This window comes from Exiguobacterium sp. Helios (genome assembly GCF_014524545.1).
Taxonomy (GTDB): Bacteria; Bacillota; Bacilli; order Exiguobacteriales; family Exiguobacteriaceae; genus Exiguobacterium_A.
The window spans coordinates 1,629,371-1,650,635 of the sequence record NZ_CP053557.1; the positions used below are offsets into that span (position 1 = coordinate 1,629,371).

Sequence of the window (21,265 nt, forward strand, 5' to 3'; positions counted from 1 at the left end):
AAGAAGAGATGTCTTTCATCTTTTTTGTCGTCATGGATGGAACGGAAAACAAGGAGAGAATCATGTGATTCCCTCCTTGCCTGAAGTTACTTTTGTTTTTTTGTCTTTTTAAAGCTATAAATGACACTGATCAGGATGACAAGGACGATTGTTCCGAGTGACATCCAGATTGGCATTTTGTAGACATCGCTGAAAATCATCTTCGCTCCGATGAAGACGAGCATGAAGCTGAGACCGTGTTTCAGGTAGTAGAAGCGGTCAATCAGGTTTGCGAGGACGAAGTAGAGACTCCGGAGTCCAAGGATTGCCATGATGTTCGCATAGAAGATGATGAACGGATCACGCGAGTACGCGAAGCTGGCTGCGACCGAGTCGACGGCGAAGACGATATCCGAAATCTCGATGAAGATCAACGCGATTAACAGTGGTGTAAAGAACAATTTACCGTTGATCCGTTGCGTAAATTTACCGGACGAGATGTCTTGTGTGATCGGCAAGCGCTTCTCAAGCCAACGTATCGTTTTGTTTTCTTCAAGCGACGTTTCCTGACCGATGTTCTTGAACATCATGTAACCCGTGTAGACGAGGAATGCCCCGAAGATGTAGTACACCCATGCGAAGTTCTCAAGAAGCGATACCCCTGCGACGATGAAGATGACACGGAAGAGAATGGCACCGAGAATTCCCCAGAACAGGACTTTGTGCTGGTACTTCAACGGAATCGCAAAGTACGCAAAGACGAGTGAGAAGACGAAGACGTTGTCAATCGCGAGTGCCTTCTCGATGAAATACACGCTCGTGTATTCAATTGCAGCGTCGCTGCCTTGCGCATAGAATAACCAACCGCCAAAGGCGACGGCGAGTCCGATCCAGACGAACGTCCACGTCCAGGCTTCGCGAAGCGAGACCTCATGGGCTTTCCTGTGAAATACGCCAAGGTCCAGTGCGAGCATGATGAAGACGATCGCTAAAAATACAATCAATAGTGTCAACAGCGCTTCCTCCTTTTAAGTTGTGTTCGGTTTATATTTTGATTATAAGTTCATAAGAACTCAAAGTAAAGGGGCGAGTATGCTGTTTATTTACAAAAACGGAATCAGACACTTTTTCGACTTAAAATCAAAATGAAGGGTAAAAGGAGGTAATTGTATGGAAAAATCAAGTGCCATCAACAAAACCGCTTGGGAATACCGGGCCTATGAATTTTGGAATCAACGCGACGGGGCGCCGGCGGACAAGGCAAAAGATATTATGTTAAATCCGATGGCTAGTCTCAAGAAACATCAGAACTATTTTGAAGAAGTTGTCGGAAAACGAATTGCCAATCTCTGTGGATCGAACGGACGGAAGGCGGTTCCACTGGCGTTGCTTGGAGCAGACGTCACCGTCTTTGATATCTCGGAAGAAAACCGGCGCTATGCCCTTGAGCTTGCCGCCTGTGCCGGGACGCAGATTGACTATATCGTCGGTGATATTTAGGACATCGATTTGCATACCTATCAGCACCAATTCGATGTCCTGTATCTTGAAGGCGGGATATTGCATTATTTTCATGACCTGGAGGCATTCACGGCGATTTTGTTTGCCTTGCTCAAGCCGGGCGGGAAACTGATTTTGAGTGATTATCATCCGATCAAACATTGTATTCATGAAGACAAGTACATCCCGCGTTATTTTGATCAGGATACATATGAAGCTGATATTGCCCATCAAAATCATTTTGATCCGGTCGAGCAAACGGATTTTCCGAAGGTGCTGTTGCGGCACTATACGATGAGTGAAATTGTGAACACCGTCATCCGGAGCGGCTTTACCCTCTTGCAACTGGACGAACATCCGGGGTGGAAGGGCGAAAACATCCCCTGGGAGTTCACGCTTGTCGCGATGAACTAAAACCCAGCGTCCATGAGGACGCTGGGTTTGTTGTTCGATTACTCGAAAGATTGGTTATAAACTTTCACCGGTTGGCGTCAGCTGGTAAATGCTTGACGACCGTTCGATGACTCCGCGTTGTTCGAGTTTTGCGAGACAAACGGTCAAATCACGTGGTGAAGGATACAGTCGGATCGATAACATTTGGTCGAATGAACAAGGCGTTTGTAACAAGACACTAATGACTTGCATCTCGAACACCATTCCGAGTATCCGGACGGTGTAGTCAAGTGCACGCAGATCCGTCGTCAAGATTATAGACGTTCCAGACGACGGGAAACGGCAGTCAGGATGACGGCTAAGATGACCATGATGCCTCCGACCCACGGTGTGTGGACGAGCCCGATCGTGTCGGCAACAATTCCGCCGATCGTTGCACCGAGGGCAATTCCGATATTAAAAGCAGAGATGTTTAACGCCGAAGCGACATCAACGGCTGCCGGGACATATTTTTCCGCCAGTTGGACGATATAGAGTTGAAGCCCCGGGACATTCATGAAGGCGAGTAAGCCCGTCAGGATGATGCCGATGATACCGGCGACTTTAAATGGAATCATGAACGACAGGGCAATCATGATGATCGCATGCAGAATGAACATATAGAATAACGCTTTGATTGGATTACCGTTGGCGAGCTTTCCGCCGACTGCGTTACCGATGGCGACAGCAATTCCGTAGACGAGCAGGATGATACTGATCAGGCTCGGGCTGATTTTCGTGACGTCCTGCATGATCGGTGTCAGGTAGGTGAAGGCGACGAACGTTCCGCCGTAACCGAGCGCTGTAATCAGGAATCCGAGAATCAAGCGTCCATTCGTCAACAGTTTAAACATGTCGGAAAATTTCGCCGGTGGAGATTGTTTTAAGTCTTTTGGAATCAGGAAGAAACTGGCGATGATCGAGACAAGACCAAGTGCCGCGACGGCGAAGAATGTCGCGCGCCAGCCGAATGCTTGACCGATGAATGTGCCGAGCGGAACTCCGGTCACGGTTGCAACCGTCAGTCCGGTAAACATCAAAGCGATGGCACTGGCTTTTTTATCGGCCGGTACGAGCTGGACGGCAATCGTTGCGCCGATCGAGAAGAAGACGCCGTGCGAGAACGCCGTGATGAAGCGGGCGACGATCAACAGTTCAAAACTCGGAGCGACGGCAGAGACGAGATTACCGGCGATAAAGACGACCATCAACGACATGAGAAGCGTTTTCCGGTTCATCCGGTTCGTCAGAGCGGTTAAGATCGGCGCACCGACGGCGACGCCGATCGCATATCCGGAAATAATCAGTCCGGCCAGAGTGATACCGATATTTAAATCACCGGCAATCGCTGCGAGCAAGCCGACGGGGACAAATTCGGTTGTTCCGATTCCAAAGGCGCTGATGGCAAGTGCGAGCAGGGCAAGGCGGCCGTTTTGCGGGACCTGTTCCTGTTCGGCACGCGGGTTTAATTGATTCATGATGATTCCTCCTGAATTAGTGAAATAGATAATAGTAGACAACGCAACGGCTGCTCTGAACGACCGGGCCCCGATCGTTTGGATGAAGGGAGAACACTTCTGCGTGATCCCATCATAGAGCGGCGTTGCTTTTCATGGAAGTACGCACTTTCAAGTACCATAGGCACTAAAAAGTACCTTACCCTCGAAGATCGAAGTAACAGACGAAGGTGGCTTGTACTTTCTATTGACAGTTGTTATCATAAACCCATCAAATCTACCTGAGAAGTACGCACTTTCAAGTGCGATAGGCACTAAAAAGTACCTGTCCCCGTACTTCGGGAAACGAAAGGAAGAATCAGCATGGCCTATAACATTCCGGTCGAAGCAACCCTGCAAGTCATCGGAGGCAAATGGAAAGTCGTCATCATGTGTCACCTCATCAAAGGCGAACGCCGGACGAGCGAATTGAAAAAGCTGATGCCGAACATTACACAGAAAATGTTGACGCAGCAACTGCGGGAACTCGAACAGGACGGTGTCATCATCCGGACGGTCTACGAACAGGTTCCGCCGAAAGTCATCTATTCCTTGTCGGATTACGGTTGGTCATTGCGCCCAATCTTAGACGCCATGTGTGCCTGGGGCGAAGGGCATATCGATCTGACGGGCGAGGAAGTCGTGTCTTCTTAAATCGTAACAATCGAATAGCACAGCAAAACGACCGCCTGTCATCAGGACGGTCGTCTTTCGTGTATTCATTATTTAACGAAGGAAGCGGCTTCGCGGAGGAAGAATTGTTTGATGGCATCGTAAACAGTCTGCTGTTCTTCGGTCAGGCCACGGCTTAAGCGTGACAGATAGATTTTTGAGACAATCGTCAGGTTAGCCTTGGAGACGTACGGAAGCTGCAGTTCACGGCAGACGGAGACGGGAACGAAACTGAAATACCGTTGCTGGCGCAAAGCAATTTGTAACGAGACGTCATCGATGTAACGAATCGAGTCGGCGTACAGACTGAATTCCGTCATCTTTAATTTAATGAAGTTGTTGTAATCCTTATTGTGTGAAGGGAACAGGAAAGATTTTGTCGTCTCGCTGTCATAGAGCACACGCAGGACGTCCTGTTCCGTGCAGTGGCCGGGATACGTCAGGACAATGTCTTCTTCAATGACGGGTTCACTCGTGATCTCCGGATGTTTGATTTCCATGAAACTGATTGAGAAATGGACTTCGTCCGACAAAAGTTGCGACAGAATTTCGCGGTTTGACAGGATTTCCGTATTAAACAAAGTGGATGACGGATTCATTAAAAATTCCGCAAGCAGCAGCTGGATGAATCGACCGTGCGAACTGGCGAGGCTGATCGTTACGTCCTGTTGCGGATTCGCCAGCCGTTCTTTGACCAGTTCCAATTCAGTCTCAATTTTTTCGACGGACCGCAGTAAAATCAATCCTTGATTCGTCAAAGTAATCGTCCGCCCATTGCGGTGAAACAGTTCCGTCTGTAACTCGCGTTCGAGTTTTTTAATCGTCATGCTGAGTGCCGGTTGACTGATGAACAGACGTTTCGCAGCATGGGTGAAGTTCAAATCTTCCGCGACGGTTCGAAAGTATTTTAAATGCAACAGTTCCATGTCTTAAATCCTCCTATATAACTAATGGTTTATAGTAGTATATATCATTATATATTTTCGTTTATGTAAAAACAGGTATATGCTCATAACAGAGGTGATGGAAATGAATATCGCAATATATGGAGCAGGATCGCTCGGTACCATCATGGGTGCGTATTTGAGTGAAACATATCCTGTCGTTGACTTGATTGATACGAACTTAGAACACGTAACGGCACTGAACACGAAAGGGGCACGCGTTGTCGGACCGGAGTTCACGCAACCCGTGACGGCGATGCTGCCGCAAGAAATTGATAAAACGTACGATGTCGTGCTGCTGCTGACGAAACAGCTCTACAATCCGCAAGTCTTACCGGCCGTCAAAGCCATTTTAAAAGAAGACGGCATCCTCGTTTCCTTGCAAAACGGAGTGCCGGAAGAAATCATCCGTCAGCATATTCCGAGCGAACGGATTATCGCCGGGTCCGTGGAGTTCGGGGCGACATATGTCGGACCGGGACAATCCCGTCTGACAACAGACTACGCGTTCTTTAAAAAATATGCCTTACAAATCGGTGAACTCGACGGGGCGACGACAGACCGGATTGTTCAGTTAAAAGAAGTCCTGGATACGATCGGCGGAACGGAGATTTCCGATAACCTGCCGGGCACGAAATGGTCGAAACTGATTATTAACAGTGCGTTCAGCGGATTGTCTGCTGCGTGTAACGGGACGTATGGCGACGTGCTTGACCATCCGGTCCTGTTGCGGGCCGCGATTCACGCGATGAAGGAAGTCCTTGATGTCGGTCATGCGCATGGAATCGAATTTGCGCGGATGGGGGAAGCGGATTTGACGGTGTACAGCGAGCTCGATGATATTGATCAAAAGATGATCGAACTGCCGCAGCTGATGAACAGCTCGCGAAATCTTGAAGCGAGCATGTTGCAGGATTTACGGAAACACCAGCCGACCGAAATCGACTACATTAACGGTGTCGTCACGATGTACGGGGAAACTTACGGCATTCCGACACCGGTCAACTCCATGATTCAGGCACTCGTCCGAAATGCACAGGACAAACAGGAAGTAACCGACTTTGAACAGAGTGTCGAGCAGTTCAAGACACTTCTCGAAGTTAAATAAGGGGGATGATCAGATGAAAAAAGAGGATGTCCAAAATATCGTCGCGACACCAGTTAACGCGCCGGTCTTTCCAGCGGTCGATATTTTCTTCCGGAACCGGGAATACTTGAATATCGTCTATGAAACGGACCTGGAACAATTGCGAGCCGTCGTACCGGAACCGCTTGAGCTGATCGGTAACCAAATCAAGTTCGAAGTCATCAATATGCCGGACAGTACGGGACTCGGATCGTATCTGGAATGCGGACATGTCATCCCGGTGCGGTATAACGGAGAAATCGGGGAGTTCTACCTGTCGATGTATGTCAACAATCAGGCGGCGATCGCTTCCGGACGGGAAGTCGCCTCGTTCCCGAAAAAATATGGTTCACCGAAGCTATTTTTAGACAACGACGTTCTCGTTGGAACACTCGATTATCATTCGCTTCGTGTCGCCCAGGCGACGATGGGTTATAAGTACTATCCGATCAAGGAAGAAGAGGCGAAAGCCATCATCGGGACGCCGCAATTCATGCTGAAGCAACACCGCGGCTACGAAGGGGAGCTGATCATTTCTGAATTGACGCGCAGTCAAATCACGGATATTCAGGTGAAGGAAGCCTATCGTGGCCCGGCCCGCCTGGAATTGTTCCATCATGTCGTGGCACCACTGGCCGACTTCCCGGTCGGAAAAATCATGGATGCGCAACACATTATCGCCGATTTACGACTCGGCGGTCCGAAGAAGATGTTTGATTATATGAAGTAAGAAATGTTTGAAATCATCTTCATTTTACGATTAAACGAGAGCCCATCCGTCATGTCCTTCCAGGACCGTGATGAATGGGCTTTTTTTTTACGGACTCACCGAACGGATGATGTCTTTCTTTTCAATAACGAGTATGTGATCAAAGCTTTCTTCCGGTTCGTCATCAAATTCATCGAAAGTGCACCGTTCGTATGAACGAATATGATACTGCTCGAGGTCAGCGATATCCTGTAGATAGGCTGGAAGTGGTTCAGGATTTTTCGTTAAGGTCGGGAGTACGAACGGGAAATTGTTTCCGTTCGGATTGTTCGTATGAACAAAAACGGCGTCCGCCCCTGCGTCCAACCGTGACAGTTCAATCCACAGCTGATAAGAGTGTCCCCATGCCTTAAGAGCGTCATCAAGCTCATTCATCAGCTGAAATAGTCCCTGAACATGCGCTTTTCGGACTTTAAGATGACCATTTCCGCGTCCGTGAAAATCAAGATGAACGTGCCAAAAATCAAACCAGCTGTCGGGACTGAAATCTAGATGGTGAGCCGTCAGGTGCTGCTCAGCTTGAAGTTGTCGGAAGTAGCGGCGTTTGCCGCGGAATTTTTTCATGCAATGATTGTCTCCTTTTTAGATGTGACGATGTATTAATTGTACCGGAATTCCTATCTTTAGTCTTAAAGAGAAAAGATGATTAAAGAAACTTTGTTTCAAAATGTTTACGCTTTCAAATAAAATATTGTTTCTGATTGTTAGGCTTGTTATACTAACAGTGAACACGGGGAAGCAACAGCAATCAGACAGGGGTCAAAACAAAAGGGGAGCTGAGCATATGGGACAGAAACTCAACTGGACGGCGACACTCGGATTGACGACGGCGTTACTTGCCGCGTCTCTGCCGGTGCAACCGGTCGCGGCTGAAACGTCATCTTCCGTCACGCAACAGGTCGACGCGCAACTGGAACAGATGACACTTGAACAAAAAATCGGTCAAATGATTATGCCGGATTTCCGGTTATGGGACGGGGTCAATCATACGCAACTGGCACCGGAAGTCGGACGGGTCATCGACCGGTTTGATTTAGGCGGTGTCATCCTGTTTGCGGAAAACGTCAGCGAGACGGAACAGACGACGAAACTCGTCCATGATCTGCAGGAAGTCGTCGAGCAGGATCCAAGCAACGACATTCCGTTGTTCGTAACAATCGACCAGGAAGGCGGAATCGTGACGCGACTCGGAACGGGAACGAACTTACCGGGCAACATGGCACTCGGGGCGACCCGCAGTCCGGCTTATGCGGAAGCTGCAGGCGGAATTATCGGTTCCGAACTGCATGCGCTCGGCATCAACGTCAACTTTGGTCCGGTCCTGGACGTCAACAACAATCCGGGCAATCCCGTCATCGGGGTCCGCTCATTTTCCAGTGATCCGAACCTGGTTGGGGAACTGGGTTCGGCCATGACGCGCGGTATCCAGGAACAAGGGGTCGTTGCGACGGCGAAACACTTCCCGGGACACGGCGATACGGCGGTCGATTCGCATTACGGTCTGCCGGTCGTCGATAAATCACTGGCGGAACTGAAACAGCTCGAACTGATTCCGTTCAAGCGGGCAGTGGTGGAAGGAATCGACATGGTCATGACAGGACACATCGGGATGCCGCAGATCGAGGATGAGGTCGTCGAGTCTAAACAAGGAACATTCCCGTTACCGGCGACATTGTCGGATGACGTCATTACCGGTGTCTTACGGGAAGAGCTCGGGTATCAGGGACTTGTCGTCACCGATGCGTTGAACATGCAGGCGATTGCCGACAATTTCACGGAGTCGGAAGCCGTCATCAAAACGTTTAAAGCCGGTGTCGATATCGCGTTGATGCCGACGATCCTCCGGTCCGTGAACGATGTGACGAAACTGGAGTCGATTTTTGACGACGTAATCGAAGCGGTTGAAATCGGGGAGCTTTCGGAAGCGGACATTGATCGTTCGGTCGAACGGATTCTGACACTCAAAGCGAAACGCGGTATTTGGAGTGAAGCAACTTCGAATGTGACGCTTGAGGAAAAACTGGTCGAGGCGAAGTCGATCGTCGGCAGTCCTGAGCACAGGACGCTTGAGCGGCAGATGACGGAAGCGGCAGTCACGCTCGTCAAAAATGACCGGAAGACATTGCCGTTCAAACTGAAAAAAGGGCAGACGGTCCTTGTCCTGTCACCAACAAAAGATCAGACGGACAGCATGGTCAAGACGATCCGGTCGCTTGAGAAAAATGCCGGGAACCTGAAGCAGGTCAACGTGCTGACGGAAAATTATGGAGCCTCGACGCCGCATCTCGATCAAAATCCGGCGCTTCAGGAGAAAATTAGTCAAGCAGACTATCTGATTGTCGGCTCGAACGTCAATAACAGTGCGAAGCTCGGAACATTTTCCGCAGATCATTATGTGCCGGCTGAAGTATTCCGTCAGGCAAACCGAACGGGTAAAAAATCCGTCCTGCTCAGTCTGCGGAATCCGTATGACGTCGCCGTCCAACCGGATGCTGACGCCCAATTACTCGTTTACGGCTTCAAAGGTGATCCGAACGGACCGGATTCGGAAGCGGGAAACACAAAATCAGCCGGACCGAATTTACCGGCAGGAATCCGCGCCATTTTTGGTGAATTCGTACCACAAGGGAAATTACCGGTTGATGTACCGAAGTTTAAGGACGGTACGTTCCAAACCGGCTTGTACCGCGAGTTCGGGGACGGATTCCGCAACTGGAATAAATAACAGGCTCGTTTGAGGGAGTCCAATCGACTCGATTGGGCTTTCCCTATTGACTTCTTCTGAAATTTTATTTCTAATATATAAATTTATTTTTGGATTAATGTTTCGTTATGATCAGGAAAAAAGGAGCTGTTGAGAGAGGATGAAAGTTATGTTAGAGAAATTGGCGACAGAACGCCGCAATGAACGAACGATGAGTCTAGACGATATGTCAGTCGAAGACATCCTGACGGTCATGAACGAGGAAGATCAGACGGTCGCGAGTGTCATCCGGCAGGAAATTCCGGTCATCAAACAAGTCGTCGATCGAGTCGTTCAATCGTTTCAATCAGGTGGACGGCTGATTTATATCGGAGCCGGCACGAGCGGACGACTGGGTGTGCTCGATGCGGCAGAATGTGTGCCGACGTTCGGGGTCTCACCGGACATGGTCGTCGGACTGATTGCCGGGGGCGAAAGGGCACTGATCAAAGCCGTCGAAGGGGCGGAGGACAGCAAGACGCTGGCCGTCGAAGATTTACAAGCCCTGCAGTTAAAGGCAAACGATACAGTCATCGGCATTGCGGCAAGCGGCCGGACCCCATACGTCATCGGCGGTCTCGACTATGCACGTGAAGTCGGTGCGGTAACGGCTGCCTTATCCTGTAATAAAGAAGCCATCATCAGCCAGCATGCCGACCTCCAGATTGAAGTCGAGACAGGTCCGGAAGTCTTGACCGGCTCGACCCGGCTCAAAGCCGGGACGGCACAAAAGCTCGTGTTGAACATGATTTCGACGGCGGCGATGATCGGCGTTGGGAAAGTCTACCAAAACTTGATGGTCGATGTCCAATCGACGAATGAAAAACTCGAAATTCGGGCCAAACGGATGATTGTGGAAGCGACAGGGGTTGAGCTTGAGACAGCCGCGCGTTATTTCACATCGGCGAACGGCCACGTCAAGACGGCGATCGTCATGATTTTAGCGGACGTTTCGTATACTGATGCAGTCGAACGATTACAACGTGCGCACGGATTCGTCCGCGACGCGCTTTAAGGGGGGACGAACATGAAGAAAGAAGAAGTGTTGGCATCCGCCATCCTCGAACATGTCGGGGGAAAAGACAACCTCCGGCAACTGGCCCACTGTATGACACGTGTCCGGTTGTCGCTGAAGGATCCGACGAAAGCCGATATACCGGCACTGAAACAAATTGACGGTGTCATGGGCGTCATCGATGACGAGACGCTGCAAATCGTCGTCGGACCGGGAACGGTCAACCGGGTCGCCGACCACTTGAGCCGCGAGACAGGGCTTGCGATCGGTGAAGAGTCGGTCGAAGAGAATTTGACGTTTGAAGAACGGGCCGCAATTGAACGGCAAAAAGTGAAGGACAAACAAAAATCACCGTTCAAACGCTTTTTACGACGCTTAGGTAATATCTTCATCCCGCTCATTCCGGGACTGGTCGCGTCAGGAATCATTAACGGCGCGGCAAACTTTGCGAAAAATGCCGGGGTCGATGCGACAGAAACGTGGATGCAGATTCTGTTATTGATTGGTAGTACCGTTTTCGCCTACTTAGCGATTCTCGTCGGTTGGAATACGGCGAAGGAATTTGGCGGCACGCCGGTCCTCGGGGCGATTGCCGGCGGAATTCTGTTTAATCCGCTGCTTGTCGATATCGTCATTTACGGGGAACCGCTTGTCGTCGGTCGGGGTGGTTTGTTTGGGGTCATCTTTGCCGCCTGGTTGATGACGTATCTCGAAAAACACATCCGCCGGTTCATGCCGGTCTCAATTGATATTATCTTTACCCCACTCTTCACCGTCTTGATTGTCGGCTTTACGGCGCTGTATGCCATCATGCCGGTCGCCGGCGTTTTATCAGACGGTATCATGAAAGCGATTAACGTGATTCTTGAAGTCGGTGGTCCGCTTGCTGGTGCCGTCCTCGCCGGATTTTTCCTGCCGCTCGTCATGGTCGGTCTTCATCACGGACTGACCCCGATTCATCTGGAACTGCTGAACACGGTCGGAAATACGGCACTCTTGCCGATTCTTGCGATGGCGGGAGCCGGACAAGTCGGAGCAGCGATGGCGATTTTCGTCAAGACACGGAATCAACGGTTGCGCAACATTATCAAGGGAGCGATTCCGGTCGGGTTCCTCGGTATCGGTGAACCGTTGCTGTACGGGGTCACGTTACCACTTGGTCGTCCGTTCTTGACGGCTTGTATGGGAGCCGCAGTCGGCGGTGCCTTCCAAGCGACGATGAAAACGGCGGCGCTTGGGGTCGGTGTATCCGGTCTGTCGTTGACACCGTTGATCGATAACGGGATGTACTTGACGTATATCGGCGGTCTCGTCATCTCGTACGTCTTCGGTTTCCTGTTTACATTCTGGTTTGGATTTAAGGAAGAAATGGCGGACGGAATTTAACGTCAGCAGAAGAACTGTGCACAACAAAAAGATGGAAGATCACATGACCGTGATATTCCATCTTTTTTTGACGCGTTGTCAGTCCTGCATCAGTCGGCGAAAAACTGGTTGATCTTGTCTTCAGACTTCAAATGACGCTGAATCAATTTTGTGACTGCTTGTTCCTGTTCGATTGTGCTGAGTTGCGTGTTGTACCAGCCATCCAGTTTATCGCGGGTCACGGTAAAGGTATAATCCGGGAAGGTAAATGTAATCCGGTCCACGTTATCGATGAGGACAAACAGGTAGGTCGCGTTGAACAGGACCGTTTCTTTGATCTCCTGTTCGACTTGTTCCGTCTCGATGTCCATGTAAGTCAAATGGATTCCATACGGTGTTTGTTTCGTTTCGAGGGCAATCTGATGCAACTCTTGATGGTGTGCCAGTTCTTTGACGATATTCGCGACGGCGCTGTTGTCGCCGACATAGGAATGTTTATAGTGGAACAGGTCCGTCTTTGAATCGGCATGCTGGCTGTAGCCGTTCCAGATCAATACCAGACAGGCAATCGACAGGAATGGAATCAAAATTCGTTTCATACAATCTCTCCTTTATGGATCTCGTACTAATGGTATCATAATTCATGAAGTATCTCCTAAAAAATTCTTATATTGGAACTTTAGTAACAATTGATGGTCTTTGAACACTACGCTGACAAGAAGGAGTGGAACAGATGAAAGGACTTGCCGTTTATTTAAGTGAACCACTGACAGATGAGGCGAAAGACAGCATCCGACAGATGCGGACGATTGGTTTTACATCGATCTTTACGTCGTTACATATTCCGGAAGACGATCCGTCATTGTATACGGAACGATTGCGGAATTTAGGTGAGTTGGCCGGAGAACTCAAGATGGAGCTTGTCGCGGATATCGCCCCGACGTCACTTGCTGCGCTCGGTAAGACATGGGATGATGCCGGAACGTTAACCGAGTGGGGCGTGACCGGATTACGTGTCGATTACGGGGTGACGCCGAAGCAGGTCGCGAATTTGTCAAAACAGATGATGATCGCCTTGAACGCCAGTACGGTAACAGCGGATGAACTCGACGCGATGAAAGCGGAGGGACTTATCTTGGAGCACGTTGAAGCGTGGCATAACTTTTATCCCCGTCCGGAAACGGGACTCGACCGGAACTGGTTCAACGATAAAAATACGTGGCTTCACGGGCAAGGAATCCGGGTTCAGGCGTTCATCCCGGGAGACGGGCCATTACGCGGTCCGTTGCATGCCACGTTACCGACGCTCGAAGATCACCGGGGACAGTCACCATTTGCCTGCTATCTCGAGTTGGAATCGTCCGTCGACCGGATTCTGATTGGCGATCCCGGTATTTCGGAAAGAACGATGCACCAGTTCGCCGCGTATCAGGAGGGCGTCATTGTTCTCCGGGCAACCGGTACCGGTGATGATCCGCTTTTAAAGAGTATCCAGACAAACCGGATGGATCCGGCGCGGGACGTCATCCGGTCGGTGGAGTCACGTGCTTACGGCCGACCTGGAAACGGATTACTTGAATCCGTCGTCCTGGCAGACCGACTGGTTGGATCAATCACGATCGACAATCTGAATTACGGACGGTATGCCGGTGAATTACAAATCACAAAACGGGATCTAACGGCCGACGAACGGGTCAACGTCATCGGTCGTGTGATTGAAGCAGACCGGCCGTTGGTGCAACAGATTGGTCCCGGCGGGCGGTTCCTGCTGGAGTGGGTGAAAGCGCAGGAAGAAACGGAATGAAAAAAATCATGCTGATCGGTTCCGGAGGGTCGGGCAAGTCGACGTTAGCCCGTCAACTCGGTCAACGACTGGGCATTCGCGTTCACCATCTCGACAGTTTATTATGGCGGGCAGACTGGCAGGCGGTGCCGCGCGAGGAACAACGACAGATTCAAACGAATTTGATCAGCCGGGATGACTGGATCATTGACGGGAACTACGGCGGGACGATGGATCTCCGGTTGAACGCTACGGATACGATCATCTTTCTTGATCTGTCGCGAACGACCTGCGTCTATCGTATTCTGAAACGGTCGATCCGGTATCGGCACAAGTCACGACCGGATATGGCAGCCGGGTGTCCGGAAAAAATTGATTTTGCTTTTTTGAAGTGGGTGTGGCGTTATCCGGATGAACAGCGGCCAGGCATTCAAGCGAGACTCGCTCAAGTTGCAGGAACGAAGACGATTATCGTATTAAAGTCACGGAAAGAAGTCCGGCGCTTCATCGAAAACGTCGCCTGATTGAAGAATAGACAAAGCAAACGACTCCCTCCTCATGAGTAGGGAGTCGTTTTTTAATCAGTCCATCTTTTCAAATGTTAGTGTGTTGTTCGTTGACGGCAAGGGAGTTCGTCCAGTATTCCTGAATAACCTGCAGTACGAATTCCGGATCATCCCAGTGAATGATATGGGACGTCGATGGAGCAGACACGACGCTTCCACCGGTTTTCCCCTGCCATAGGGTAATCGCTTCTTGCCGGAACGGCTCATCGGAGACGGGTAACGTCGCACGGAGTAACACCAGGTTGTCACCGGGGACGTCGTCGAGGAAATCGAGAATTTCGTCTCGATACATTGCCTTCAGAATCGCACGCGCCGTCTTTGCCCGGGCATGCCAGTAGTATCGTCCGTCCTGCATCCGGACGAAATCCTTTCCGGCTAAGTCAAGCAGCGGTGACCGGCGCATCTTGGGTCCGTAAACGGCAACGTCCCGGAATTCTTCCCAGGTCGCGACGGATTCTTCAAAATCCGTCTCGTAAAACGCAGATTCCTGTTCGAATGGTGTCCCGCGTAACCGTTTGCTCTGATATCCACCGTCAAGCAGGATGGATCCGAGGACCCGCTCTGGCTGTTCCTTCTGATAAAAAAGTGCGATGAAGCTGCCCCAAGAGTGCGAGAGGAAATAAAAGTCCTCGATGTGCAGCTGGTCAAACAGCCGGTTCAGCCAATCGGAGAACCGGGCGAACCGATAGTCGCGCTCGTCCGGAAACGGTTCGGTTTTTCCATGACCGGGTGCATCAATCGAGACGATCCGGTACGTATCTTGTAAGGCGTCCGCTAGTTCAATGAAGCTGAGGCTCGTTCCGCCGAGACCATGCAGGCAAAAAATGACCGGGCGGTCCGCTTCGCCCCATTCGGTAATCTGTGTTGAAATACCGCCGCATTCCAGTGTATAACGTTTCATCTTTCTGCCTCCGTTTCTAAATAGGTATGTACTTACTTTTTAACCAGTATTATACATCATTTATTGTATACTAAAGCTAATCAATTTAAAGCAATGACGAAGGAGAAGGAAGATGAAAATTACAGTAGCGACACTTTGGACGAATGAGTTAAAACCGATGCAGGACTTTTACACGACGACACTCGGTTTTCCACTCGTCGAAGAGACGAAAACGACATTTGCGGTGCAAATCGGAACGAGTCAGCTTCGCTTCGAGCTCGATACGACACAGCAACCGAAACAATACCACTTTGCGTTTAATGTTCCGGGGGATGCCTTCCAACTTGCGAAAGATTGGTTGAAACACCAAGTCCCGTTACTGATCGAGGATGGGGAAGACGAAATCTATTTTGAAAATATCAATGCCCATTCCGTTTACTTTTATGATCCGGACGAAAACGTCGTCGAACTGATTGCCCGGCATGATGTCAATTCGGACAAGTCGCTTGAAACGTTAACCGAACAGAACATTCTTGACATCGGTGAAATGAACGTCACGACGCCGGACGTCGCTGGTGTCGGAGCAAAATTCGCCGAGCTCGGTGTCTTTCACCGCTACCATCAACCGATTAACATCGACTTCCTGAACTTCCTCGGAGCACCGGAAGACGGGACCCATCTGTTGCTCGGGCGAGAAGACCGGACATGGTTGTTCTCACCGAAACCGGCCATTACGAGTCCGCTCATTCTCGAACTTGACGGAAATCTGCACGTCCGGCTGGATGCAGAGGGGATCTTGCACCACGAAAAATAAACCCGTTCGGAGACGGGTTAAGGGGTTAAGCGATGAGTTGTAAAATCCCGAACGTCGTCAAGACGACATAAGAAACCGAGACAAAAATCAAGACGGGCTGAAACAGCGAGTCTTTGGCTTGACGCGTGATTCCTTCGACGAAACAGCTGAGGAGGAAGACAAAAATCGCCAGGCCGATGTACATCAGGACAATCGTCAGGACACTTTGGATGATTCCGAACGTGACGAGCGAAAAGACGGTGAAGAACAGATAGCCGAACGCTGCCAGGAGAACGAGACCAAGCAAGATACCAAGCGCCGGATGAATCCTGTTGACGCGGGCCGTCCAGTTCGGAATACGTGGGCTGAGTAACGTCCAGGCCGTATGTAGTGACAGACAGATTGAGATGAATAACATCAGGAAAAAGAGTGCCTGTAAGAGCGGCGAAAGTTGACCGGCCCAAAGCGGAACGATTAAAAAGACGACCGGGAAACAGAGGCTCAGAAGATGTTTTTTCAAGTGAATCACTTCTTTCGTAAGAGTAGGAACTTGCATTAACAATATCTTCCTTATTCGTACCGTATCATACGTAGAGACAGGAGGAAAGAAGAGCCGATGACGAACTTTTGGAAAGCAAAGGGCAAGTGGCGGATGGGGCGGTTGATCTTACTTAGCATTCTTCTTGCTATTATATCTTGCTTTTTGTTTATCTATCATCAAAAGGTGTTGCACCAACTGTATTTAGAAGGCCAGCTGAAACAAGAATTTGGTTTAGAAAAAGAAGATTATCAAATAAAAGGTCAGTTTTGGAAATTCGGATACGCATATGACATAATTTTAGAGGACGAACCAAAAACATCTTATCTATTCAATGTAAAGAAAAAAGACGGCAAATACACAGCCGCATATTGGGGACACGGTTTTTTGGATTCATCCAATGATGGGTCGTCTGAGCATCTAGAGTTCGAACGTATGAGAAATGACTAGCGAGTTATAGCGCGCTAACCTGTAAAAATAGGAGGAATCACCATGTGGCAAGATTACCAATGGCTCAACCAACCGTCTGCAATCGACAATCAACAACAATTGAAGTTCACGACAGAGGGCGATACCGACTTTTGGCGCAACACGTACTATCAATTTAACCGGATGACGGGACATGCCTTACTTAAACCGATTCCGGCAGCGTCTTTTTCCTGCCGGATCGAAGTGAAGCTGCACCCGCGTCTAACGTATGATCAGGCGGGGATTCTTCTCTATTTAAACGATGACAACTGGTTAAAAGTTTCAGCGGAATTCATTCCGGATGGAAAATCGCATCTCGGAGCCGTTGTCACATCATTCGGTTATTCCGACTGGTCATCGCGGGATATCGAAAACACGGTCTTTGATCATCCGTTGACGTTTGAGTTGGTCTGCAATCAACAGGACGTCGAACTGTACTTCGTCGACGGTGAGACGAAGGAGCAGCTACGGATAGCCCATCTGCATGCGGAAGGAGATTGGAAAGTCGGACCATATGCCTGCAGTCCGAATCTCGAAGGTCAGGGATGTGACGTCGAAGTGTTGACGTTTGACTTCAAGACAAAATAAAAGGAATCGGATTTTTGAGCACTCATGCAGTTTGATGGGTGCTTTCTTTTATGGATGATCAGATTAAAACGTCTTAAAACACAGCAAAATCAACACTTTCACCGATTATCCATTGACAATTCTTAGCACGGACTCTTACAATTGAAAATGATTATCAATACGAATGGGAGTCCTGTCTACTATGAACGTTTCACGCCGTAAGAAATCCATTATTCAAGCTGTTTCCATCCTCTCGATTACGACACTGTTGTTCGGTTGTTCGAACCCGAACGAAGGTTCTGACAATAAGAAAAATAAAGATACGTTAACGATGGCCTGGCCGCGTGATATCGGCGAGATGAATCCGCATGTCTATAACCCGTCGCAACTGTTTGCCCAGTCGATGGTCTATGAGCCGCTCGTCCATTACGCGGAAGGCGGAAAGCTCGAACCGTTCCTCGCGAAATCATGGGACATTTCAAAAGACGGCAAAACGTATACGTTCACGTTGCGTGACGATGTGAAGTTCTCGGACGGTTCGACGTTTGATGCGACGATCGTCAAAAAGAACTTTGATGCAGTCCTTAAAAACAAAGCCTTACATAGCTGGCTTGGCTTCATCTCCAAAATCGAAAAAACGGAAGCCGTCGACAAGCAGACGTTCCGGATGACCTTATCGGAAGCGTACTATCCGACGATTCAGGAACTGGCGGTCGTCCGTCCGGTCCGATTCCTCGGCGAAGCGGGCTTCCCGAAAAACGGCGACACGTCAAAAGGTGTCGAACAAGAAGTCGGAACCGGTCCCTGGGTGCTCGACGAGTATAAGGCGGATCAATATGCGACGTTTAAGGTCAACAAAAACTACTGGGGACCGAAGCCGAAAGTGAAAAAAATCAAGGTAGACATCATTCCGGATGCCGAAAGCCGCGTACTCGCTTTTGAAAAAGGCGACATCGATTTGATTTTCGGAGAAGGGGCGATCAGTGTTGACGCCTATAATCAACTGAAAGCAACAAAATCTTACAAGACGACGATGTCGGAGCCGGTTGCGACACGTCTGTTGATCATGAACACGAAGAAAAAACAGCTGGCAGACGAACGCGTCCGTCAAGCCCTGCAATACGGTTTTGATAAAAAGACACTCGTTGAAGGTATCACATCCGGTCTTGAAGCACCGGCTGACTTCATCCTGCCGCCGAACCTGCCGTATACATCAAAACTGAACGTTGAAAAACGGGACTTTGATGTCGAAAAGGCTAAAACGCTACTCGACGAAGCCGGCTGGAAACTGCCGGACGGGAAAAAGGTCCGCGAAAAAGACGGTCAACCGTTACAGGTCGAGATGATGTACGATGCAGCGGAACTTGTCCAAAAAGCGATGGCGGAGACGTTACAATCGGAGTGGGCGAATATCGGCGTCGATCTGAAGATCGTCGGTGTTGAGCTACCGGATCAGGTCCAGCGTTTCAAAGACAATAAGTTTGACATCAACATGTACAGTAACTTCGGTGCACCATATGATCCGCACACGTTCGTTAATATCATCGGGACTGACGGATTCGGCTTCAAAGAAGCGATTTCCGCTTACCCGAACAAGGATCAGTTATTGAAAGAGATGAAAGATGTCCTAAAAACGACGGATGAAACGAAACGTCAGGCGATGTATGCCGAAATTCTGCCGTCGCTGCAAGATCAAGGTGCTCTCGTCCCGATCTCGTATTTGAAGAAGATGGCGATTTACCAGTCGGATGTCACGAACTTCAAGTTTGCGGCAAACCGCGATGAAAGTCCGTTCGCACAAATCGGTATTAAATAAGGGAGGTGAACGGAATGGGAGTCTATATTCTCAAACGAGTCGGGTCGATCATTCCGATCCTGCTCCTCGCGATTTTACTGCTGACGGCAATGATTCATTTGTCACCGGTTGATCCGGCAGAAGCCTATCTGTCTGCCGCCCATATTCAACCGACAGAAGAAGTGCTCGCCCAGAAACGGGCCGAGTTCGGACTCGATCAATCCTTTTTGACACAATACGTGACGACAGTCGCCCGGCTGGCCCGGTTTGATTTCGGAACGTCCTATGTCTCGGGAAAACCGGTCCTGGACGAAGTGTTGCTCCGTCTGCCGGCGACCTTACAACTGGCGATGACCAGTCTGTTTCTGGCGATCATCGTCAGCATTCCGCTCGGCTTTCTCGCCGGGATTCGCAAAAACGGCTTTTTTGATCATCTCAGCCGGGTGATTGCCTTCATCGGTGCGTCGATTCCATCATTTTGGCTCGGCTATCTGCTGATTTTCTTTTTTGCCGTCCAGCTCGATTTGTTACCGGTCGGCGGCATCGGCAGTCCGAGTCACGTCATCTTGCCGGCGATCACGCTTGCGTTACCGTTGATTGCCCTTTACACACGGCTGTTGCGGACAAGTGTCATCGAGACAATGCGCGAACCGTACGTCCAGTTTGCCCGGACACGCGGAATCCGTGAAACGGTCATCCTCGGGAAACACGTCTTGCGGGTCGCGATTCCACCGATGATTACCGGACTCGGCATGAATCTCGGGAAATTGTTGACCGGAACGATCATCGTCGAGACCGTCTTCTCCTGGCCAGGATTTGGCCGTTATTTCATCGAAGCGATTTTTGACCGGGATATGCCGATCATTCAAGGGTATGTGTTCCTGGCTGCTTTATTATTTATCGGCAGCAGTCTGCTCGTTGATTTGTTGCAACTGGCAATCGATCCGCGGATTGCCCGGAAAGGAGGGAACAGACGATGAATGTGCCGCTCGGACGACCACGTCTGCTGGACCGCCTGTCGAACCAACGGCTGATTTTGATAGGCTGTTCTGTTTTTTTAGGTCTGCTGTTTCTCGCGGCACTGGCCGCACCGTGGCTTGCGCCGCATGATCCGTATCTCGTCAATCTGGCGGTGAAACTGCAGGACGCGTCCTGGACGTATCCGCTCGGGACCGACCACCTCGGACGCTGTACGTTATCGCGTCTGTTATACGGCGCCCGGGTATCGCTCGGATTTGCCGTTCTGATTTTTGCGTCGTCGCTGTTAATCGGCTTGTTGATCGGCACGCTCGCCGGCTACATCGGCGGCTGGGTCGACCAACTGCTGATGCGGTTTTGTGACGGTGTGATGGCGTTCCCGAGTCTGATTCTCGTACTCGGTCTCGTCGGAATTTTCGGACCGGGACTGAAACAAGTCATCATCGCCCTGATGCTTGTCCAGTGGGTTTACTATGCCCGGATGTTCCGTGGGCTTGTCATGACGCTGAAGGAAAAGAACTTCATCGCTGCGGCACGCGTCAACGGCTCCTCGCACTGGAGAATCTTCCGGATGCACCTGTTGCCGAATATCCTGCCTCCTTTGCTTGTCATCGGCACCCTCGAGATGGGCTGGGCCATCATGGACATCTCGGCGATGTCGTTCCTTGGTCTTGGCGTCCAGTCCCCCGGAGCAGAATGGGGAGCGATGATTCACGAAGGAAAATCGTATATCCGGACGAATCCGGAACTGATGATTTATCCGGGTGTGATGATCATGCTCGTCATTGCGAGCTTTAACCTGCTCGGAGAATCATTATCGGAACGGTTCGGTGTGAACAAATAATCAAAATGAAAG

Annotated in this window: 24 protein-coding genes; 16 read left to right on the forward strand and 8 right to left on the reverse strand. The window is 50.0% G+C overall.

Going from position 1 to position 21,265, the window contains the following annotated elements:
- Positions 1 to 86 precede the first annotated feature (86 nt).
- Positions 87 to 992, reverse strand: a complete 906-nt coding sequence (locus HNY42_RS08405; RefSeq protein WP_188004211.1) for a TerC family protein — start codon at positions 990 to 992, stop codon at positions 87 to 89.
- Positions 993 to 1,149: 157 nt separating this feature from the next.
- On the opposite strand from HNY42_RS08405, the gene HNY42_RS16230 reads away from it, so the two are divergent.
- A complete protein-coding gene (locus tag HNY42_RS16230) occupies positions 1,150 to 1,479 on the forward strand; it encodes a class I SAM-dependent methyltransferase (RefSeq protein ID WP_255508284.1) in 330 nt (109 codons plus the stop codon).
- A 9-nt stretch (positions 1,480 to 1,488) separates the two neighbouring features.
- Positions 1,489 to 1,893 carry a class I SAM-dependent methyltransferase gene (locus HNY42_RS16235; protein ID WP_255508285.1) on the forward strand — a complete coding sequence of 135 codons (405 nt, stop codon included), beginning with the start codon at positions 1,489 to 1,491 and terminating at the stop codon, positions 1,891 to 1,893.
- Between the two features lie 54 nt (positions 1,894 to 1,947).
- Here HNY42_RS16235 and HNY42_RS08415 read toward each other — a convergent pair whose 3' ends face one another.
- Both HNY42_RS08415 and HNY42_RS08420 read right to left on the reverse strand, forming a co-directional pair.
- Positions 1,948 to 2,184, reverse strand: a complete 237-nt coding sequence (locus HNY42_RS08415; RefSeq protein WP_188004212.1) for a hypothetical protein — start codon at positions 2,182 to 2,184, stop codon at positions 1,948 to 1,950.
- A 2-nt stretch (positions 2,185 to 2,186) separates the two neighbouring features.
- Positions 2,187 to 3,389: an MFS transporter gene (locus HNY42_RS08420; protein ID WP_188004213.1), complete on the reverse strand. Its 1,203-nt coding sequence runs from the start codon at positions 3,387 to 3,389 to the stop codon at positions 2,187 to 2,189.
- 342 nt (positions 3,390 to 3,731) lie between these two features.
- On the opposite strand from HNY42_RS08420, the gene HNY42_RS08425 reads away from it, so the two are divergent.
- Positions 3,732 to 4,061, forward strand: a complete 330-nt coding sequence (locus tag HNY42_RS08425; protein ID WP_012370213.1) for a winged helix-turn-helix transcriptional regulator — start codon at positions 3,732 to 3,734, stop codon at positions 4,059 to 4,061.
- A 68-nt stretch (positions 4,062 to 4,129) separates the two neighbouring features.
- Here HNY42_RS08425 and HNY42_RS08430 read toward each other — a convergent pair whose 3' ends face one another.
- The gene (locus HNY42_RS08430; RefSeq protein ID WP_188004214.1) at positions 4,130 to 5,005 is read right to left on the reverse strand and encodes a LysR family transcriptional regulator; all 876 of its coding nucleotides are present in this window, start codon (positions 5,003 to 5,005) and stop codon (positions 4,130 to 4,132) included.
- A gap of 103 nt (positions 5,006 to 5,108) precedes the next feature.
- Here HNY42_RS08430 and HNY42_RS08435 point away from each other — a divergent pair, with 103 nt between their 5' ends.
- Positions 5,109 to 6,131, forward strand: coding sequence for a ketopantoate reductase family protein (locus tag HNY42_RS08435; RefSeq protein WP_188004215.1), 1,023 nt, complete (start codon positions 5,109 to 5,111; stop codon positions 6,129 to 6,131).
- A 13-nt stretch (positions 6,132 to 6,144) separates the two neighbouring features.
- Positions 6,145 to 6,879 carry an acetoacetate decarboxylase gene (locus tag HNY42_RS08440; protein WP_188004216.1) on the forward strand — a complete coding sequence of 245 codons (735 nt, stop codon included), beginning with the start codon at positions 6,145 to 6,147 and terminating at the stop codon, positions 6,877 to 6,879.
- 87 nt (positions 6,880 to 6,966) lie between these two features.
- Here HNY42_RS08440 and HNY42_RS08445 read toward each other — a convergent pair whose 3' ends face one another.
- Positions 6,967 to 7,482 carry a hypothetical protein gene (locus tag HNY42_RS08445; protein ID WP_188004217.1) on the reverse strand — a complete coding sequence of 172 codons (516 nt, stop codon included), beginning with the start codon at positions 7,480 to 7,482 and terminating at the stop codon, positions 6,967 to 6,969.
- Between the two features lie 220 nt (positions 7,483 to 7,702).
- Between HNY42_RS08445 and HNY42_RS08450 the strand changes: the two genes are divergently transcribed.
- From HNY42_RS08450 to HNY42_RS08460, 3 genes are all read left to right on the forward strand, one after another.
- Entirely contained in the window at positions 7,703 to 9,643 is a 1,941-nt protein-coding gene (locus HNY42_RS08450) for a glycoside hydrolase family 3 protein (RefSeq protein WP_188004218.1), read from the forward strand.
- A 148-nt stretch (positions 9,644 to 9,791) separates the two neighbouring features.
- Positions 9,792 to 10,676 (forward strand): N-acetylmuramic acid 6-phosphate etherase, encoded by an 885-nt coding sequence (murQ, locus tag HNY42_RS08455; protein WP_188004219.1) that lies wholly within the window; start codon positions 9,792 to 9,794, stop codon positions 10,674 to 10,676.
- A gap of 12 nt (positions 10,677 to 10,688) precedes the next feature.
- Positions 10,689 to 12,062: a PTS transporter subunit EIIC gene (locus tag HNY42_RS08460; protein WP_188004220.1), complete on the forward strand. Its 1,374-nt coding sequence runs from the start codon at positions 10,689 to 10,691 to the stop codon at positions 12,060 to 12,062.
- Between the two features lie 89 nt (positions 12,063 to 12,151).
- On the opposite strand, the gene HNY42_RS08465 is transcribed toward HNY42_RS08460, so the two are convergent.
- On the reverse strand, positions 12,152 to 12,640 hold the full coding sequence (locus HNY42_RS08465) for a DUF4825 domain-containing protein (protein WP_188004221.1): 489 nt from the start codon (positions 12,638 to 12,640) through the stop codon (positions 12,152 to 12,154).
- Between the two features lie 134 nt (positions 12,641 to 12,774).
- Between HNY42_RS08465 and HNY42_RS08470 the strand changes: the two genes are divergently transcribed.
- Together HNY42_RS08470 and HNY42_RS08475 are read left to right on the forward strand one after the other, a co-directional pair.
- A complete protein-coding gene (locus HNY42_RS08470) occupies positions 12,775 to 13,845 on the forward strand; it encodes a DUF871 domain-containing protein (protein WP_188004222.1) in 1,071 nt (356 codons plus the stop codon).
- Positions 13,842 to 14,348: a DNA topology modulation protein gene (locus HNY42_RS08475; protein WP_188004223.1), complete on the forward strand. Its 507-nt coding sequence runs from the start codon at positions 13,842 to 13,844 to the stop codon at positions 14,346 to 14,348. The genes HNY42_RS08470 and HNY42_RS08475 overlap by 4 nt, the downstream gene beginning before the upstream one ends.
- 70 nt (positions 14,349 to 14,418) lie before the next feature.
- Here HNY42_RS08475 and HNY42_RS08480 read toward each other — a convergent pair whose 3' ends face one another.
- Positions 14,419 to 15,291, reverse strand: coding sequence for an alpha/beta hydrolase (locus HNY42_RS08480; protein WP_188004224.1), 873 nt, complete (start codon positions 15,289 to 15,291; stop codon positions 14,419 to 14,421).
- Between the two features lie 112 nt (positions 15,292 to 15,403).
- Here HNY42_RS08480 and HNY42_RS08485 point away from each other — a divergent pair, with 112 nt between their 5' ends.
- Positions 15,404 to 16,084: a VOC family protein gene (locus HNY42_RS08485; RefSeq protein ID WP_188004225.1), complete on the forward strand. Its 681-nt coding sequence runs from the start codon at positions 15,404 to 15,406 to the stop codon at positions 16,082 to 16,084.
- A gap of 25 nt (positions 16,085 to 16,109) precedes the next feature.
- On the opposite strand, the gene HNY42_RS08490 is transcribed toward HNY42_RS08485, so the two are convergent.
- Positions 16,110 to 16,592, reverse strand: a complete 483-nt coding sequence (locus HNY42_RS08490; RefSeq protein WP_255508444.1) for a hypothetical protein — start codon at positions 16,590 to 16,592, stop codon at positions 16,110 to 16,112.
- 87 nt (positions 16,593 to 16,679) lie between these two features.
- Here HNY42_RS08490 and HNY42_RS08495 point away from each other — a divergent pair, with 87 nt between their 5' ends.
- The 5 genes from HNY42_RS08495 to nikC all read left to right on the forward strand — a co-directional run bounded on the left by HNY42_RS08495 (position 16,680) and on the right by nikC (position 21,253).
- Entirely contained in the window at positions 16,680 to 17,051 is a 372-nt protein-coding gene (locus HNY42_RS08495) for a hypothetical protein (RefSeq protein ID WP_188004227.1), read from the forward strand.
- Between the two features lie 42 nt (positions 17,052 to 17,093).
- Positions 17,094 to 17,657 carry a DUF1349 domain-containing protein gene (locus tag HNY42_RS08500; RefSeq protein WP_188004228.1) on the forward strand — a complete coding sequence of 188 codons (564 nt, stop codon included), beginning with the start codon at positions 17,094 to 17,096 and terminating at the stop codon, positions 17,655 to 17,657.
- Positions 17,658 to 17,838: 181 nt separating this feature from the next.
- A complete protein-coding gene (gene nikA, locus HNY42_RS08505; protein WP_131972853.1) occupies positions 17,839 to 19,452 on the forward strand; it encodes a nickel ABC transporter substrate-binding protein in 1,614 nt (537 codons plus the stop codon).
- Between the two features lie 14 nt (positions 19,453 to 19,466).
- The gene (locus HNY42_RS08510) at positions 19,467 to 20,411 is read left to right on the forward strand and encodes an ABC transporter permease (RefSeq protein ID WP_131972852.1); all 945 of its coding nucleotides are present in this window, start codon (positions 19,467 to 19,469) and stop codon (positions 20,409 to 20,411) included.
- A complete protein-coding gene (nikC, locus tag HNY42_RS08515; protein ID WP_188004229.1) occupies positions 20,408 to 21,253 on the forward strand; it encodes a nickel ABC transporter permease subunit NikC in 846 nt (281 codons plus the stop codon). Before HNY42_RS08510 ends, nikC begins: the two co-directional genes overlap by 4 nt.
- Positions 21,254 to 21,265 lie beyond the last annotated feature (12 nt).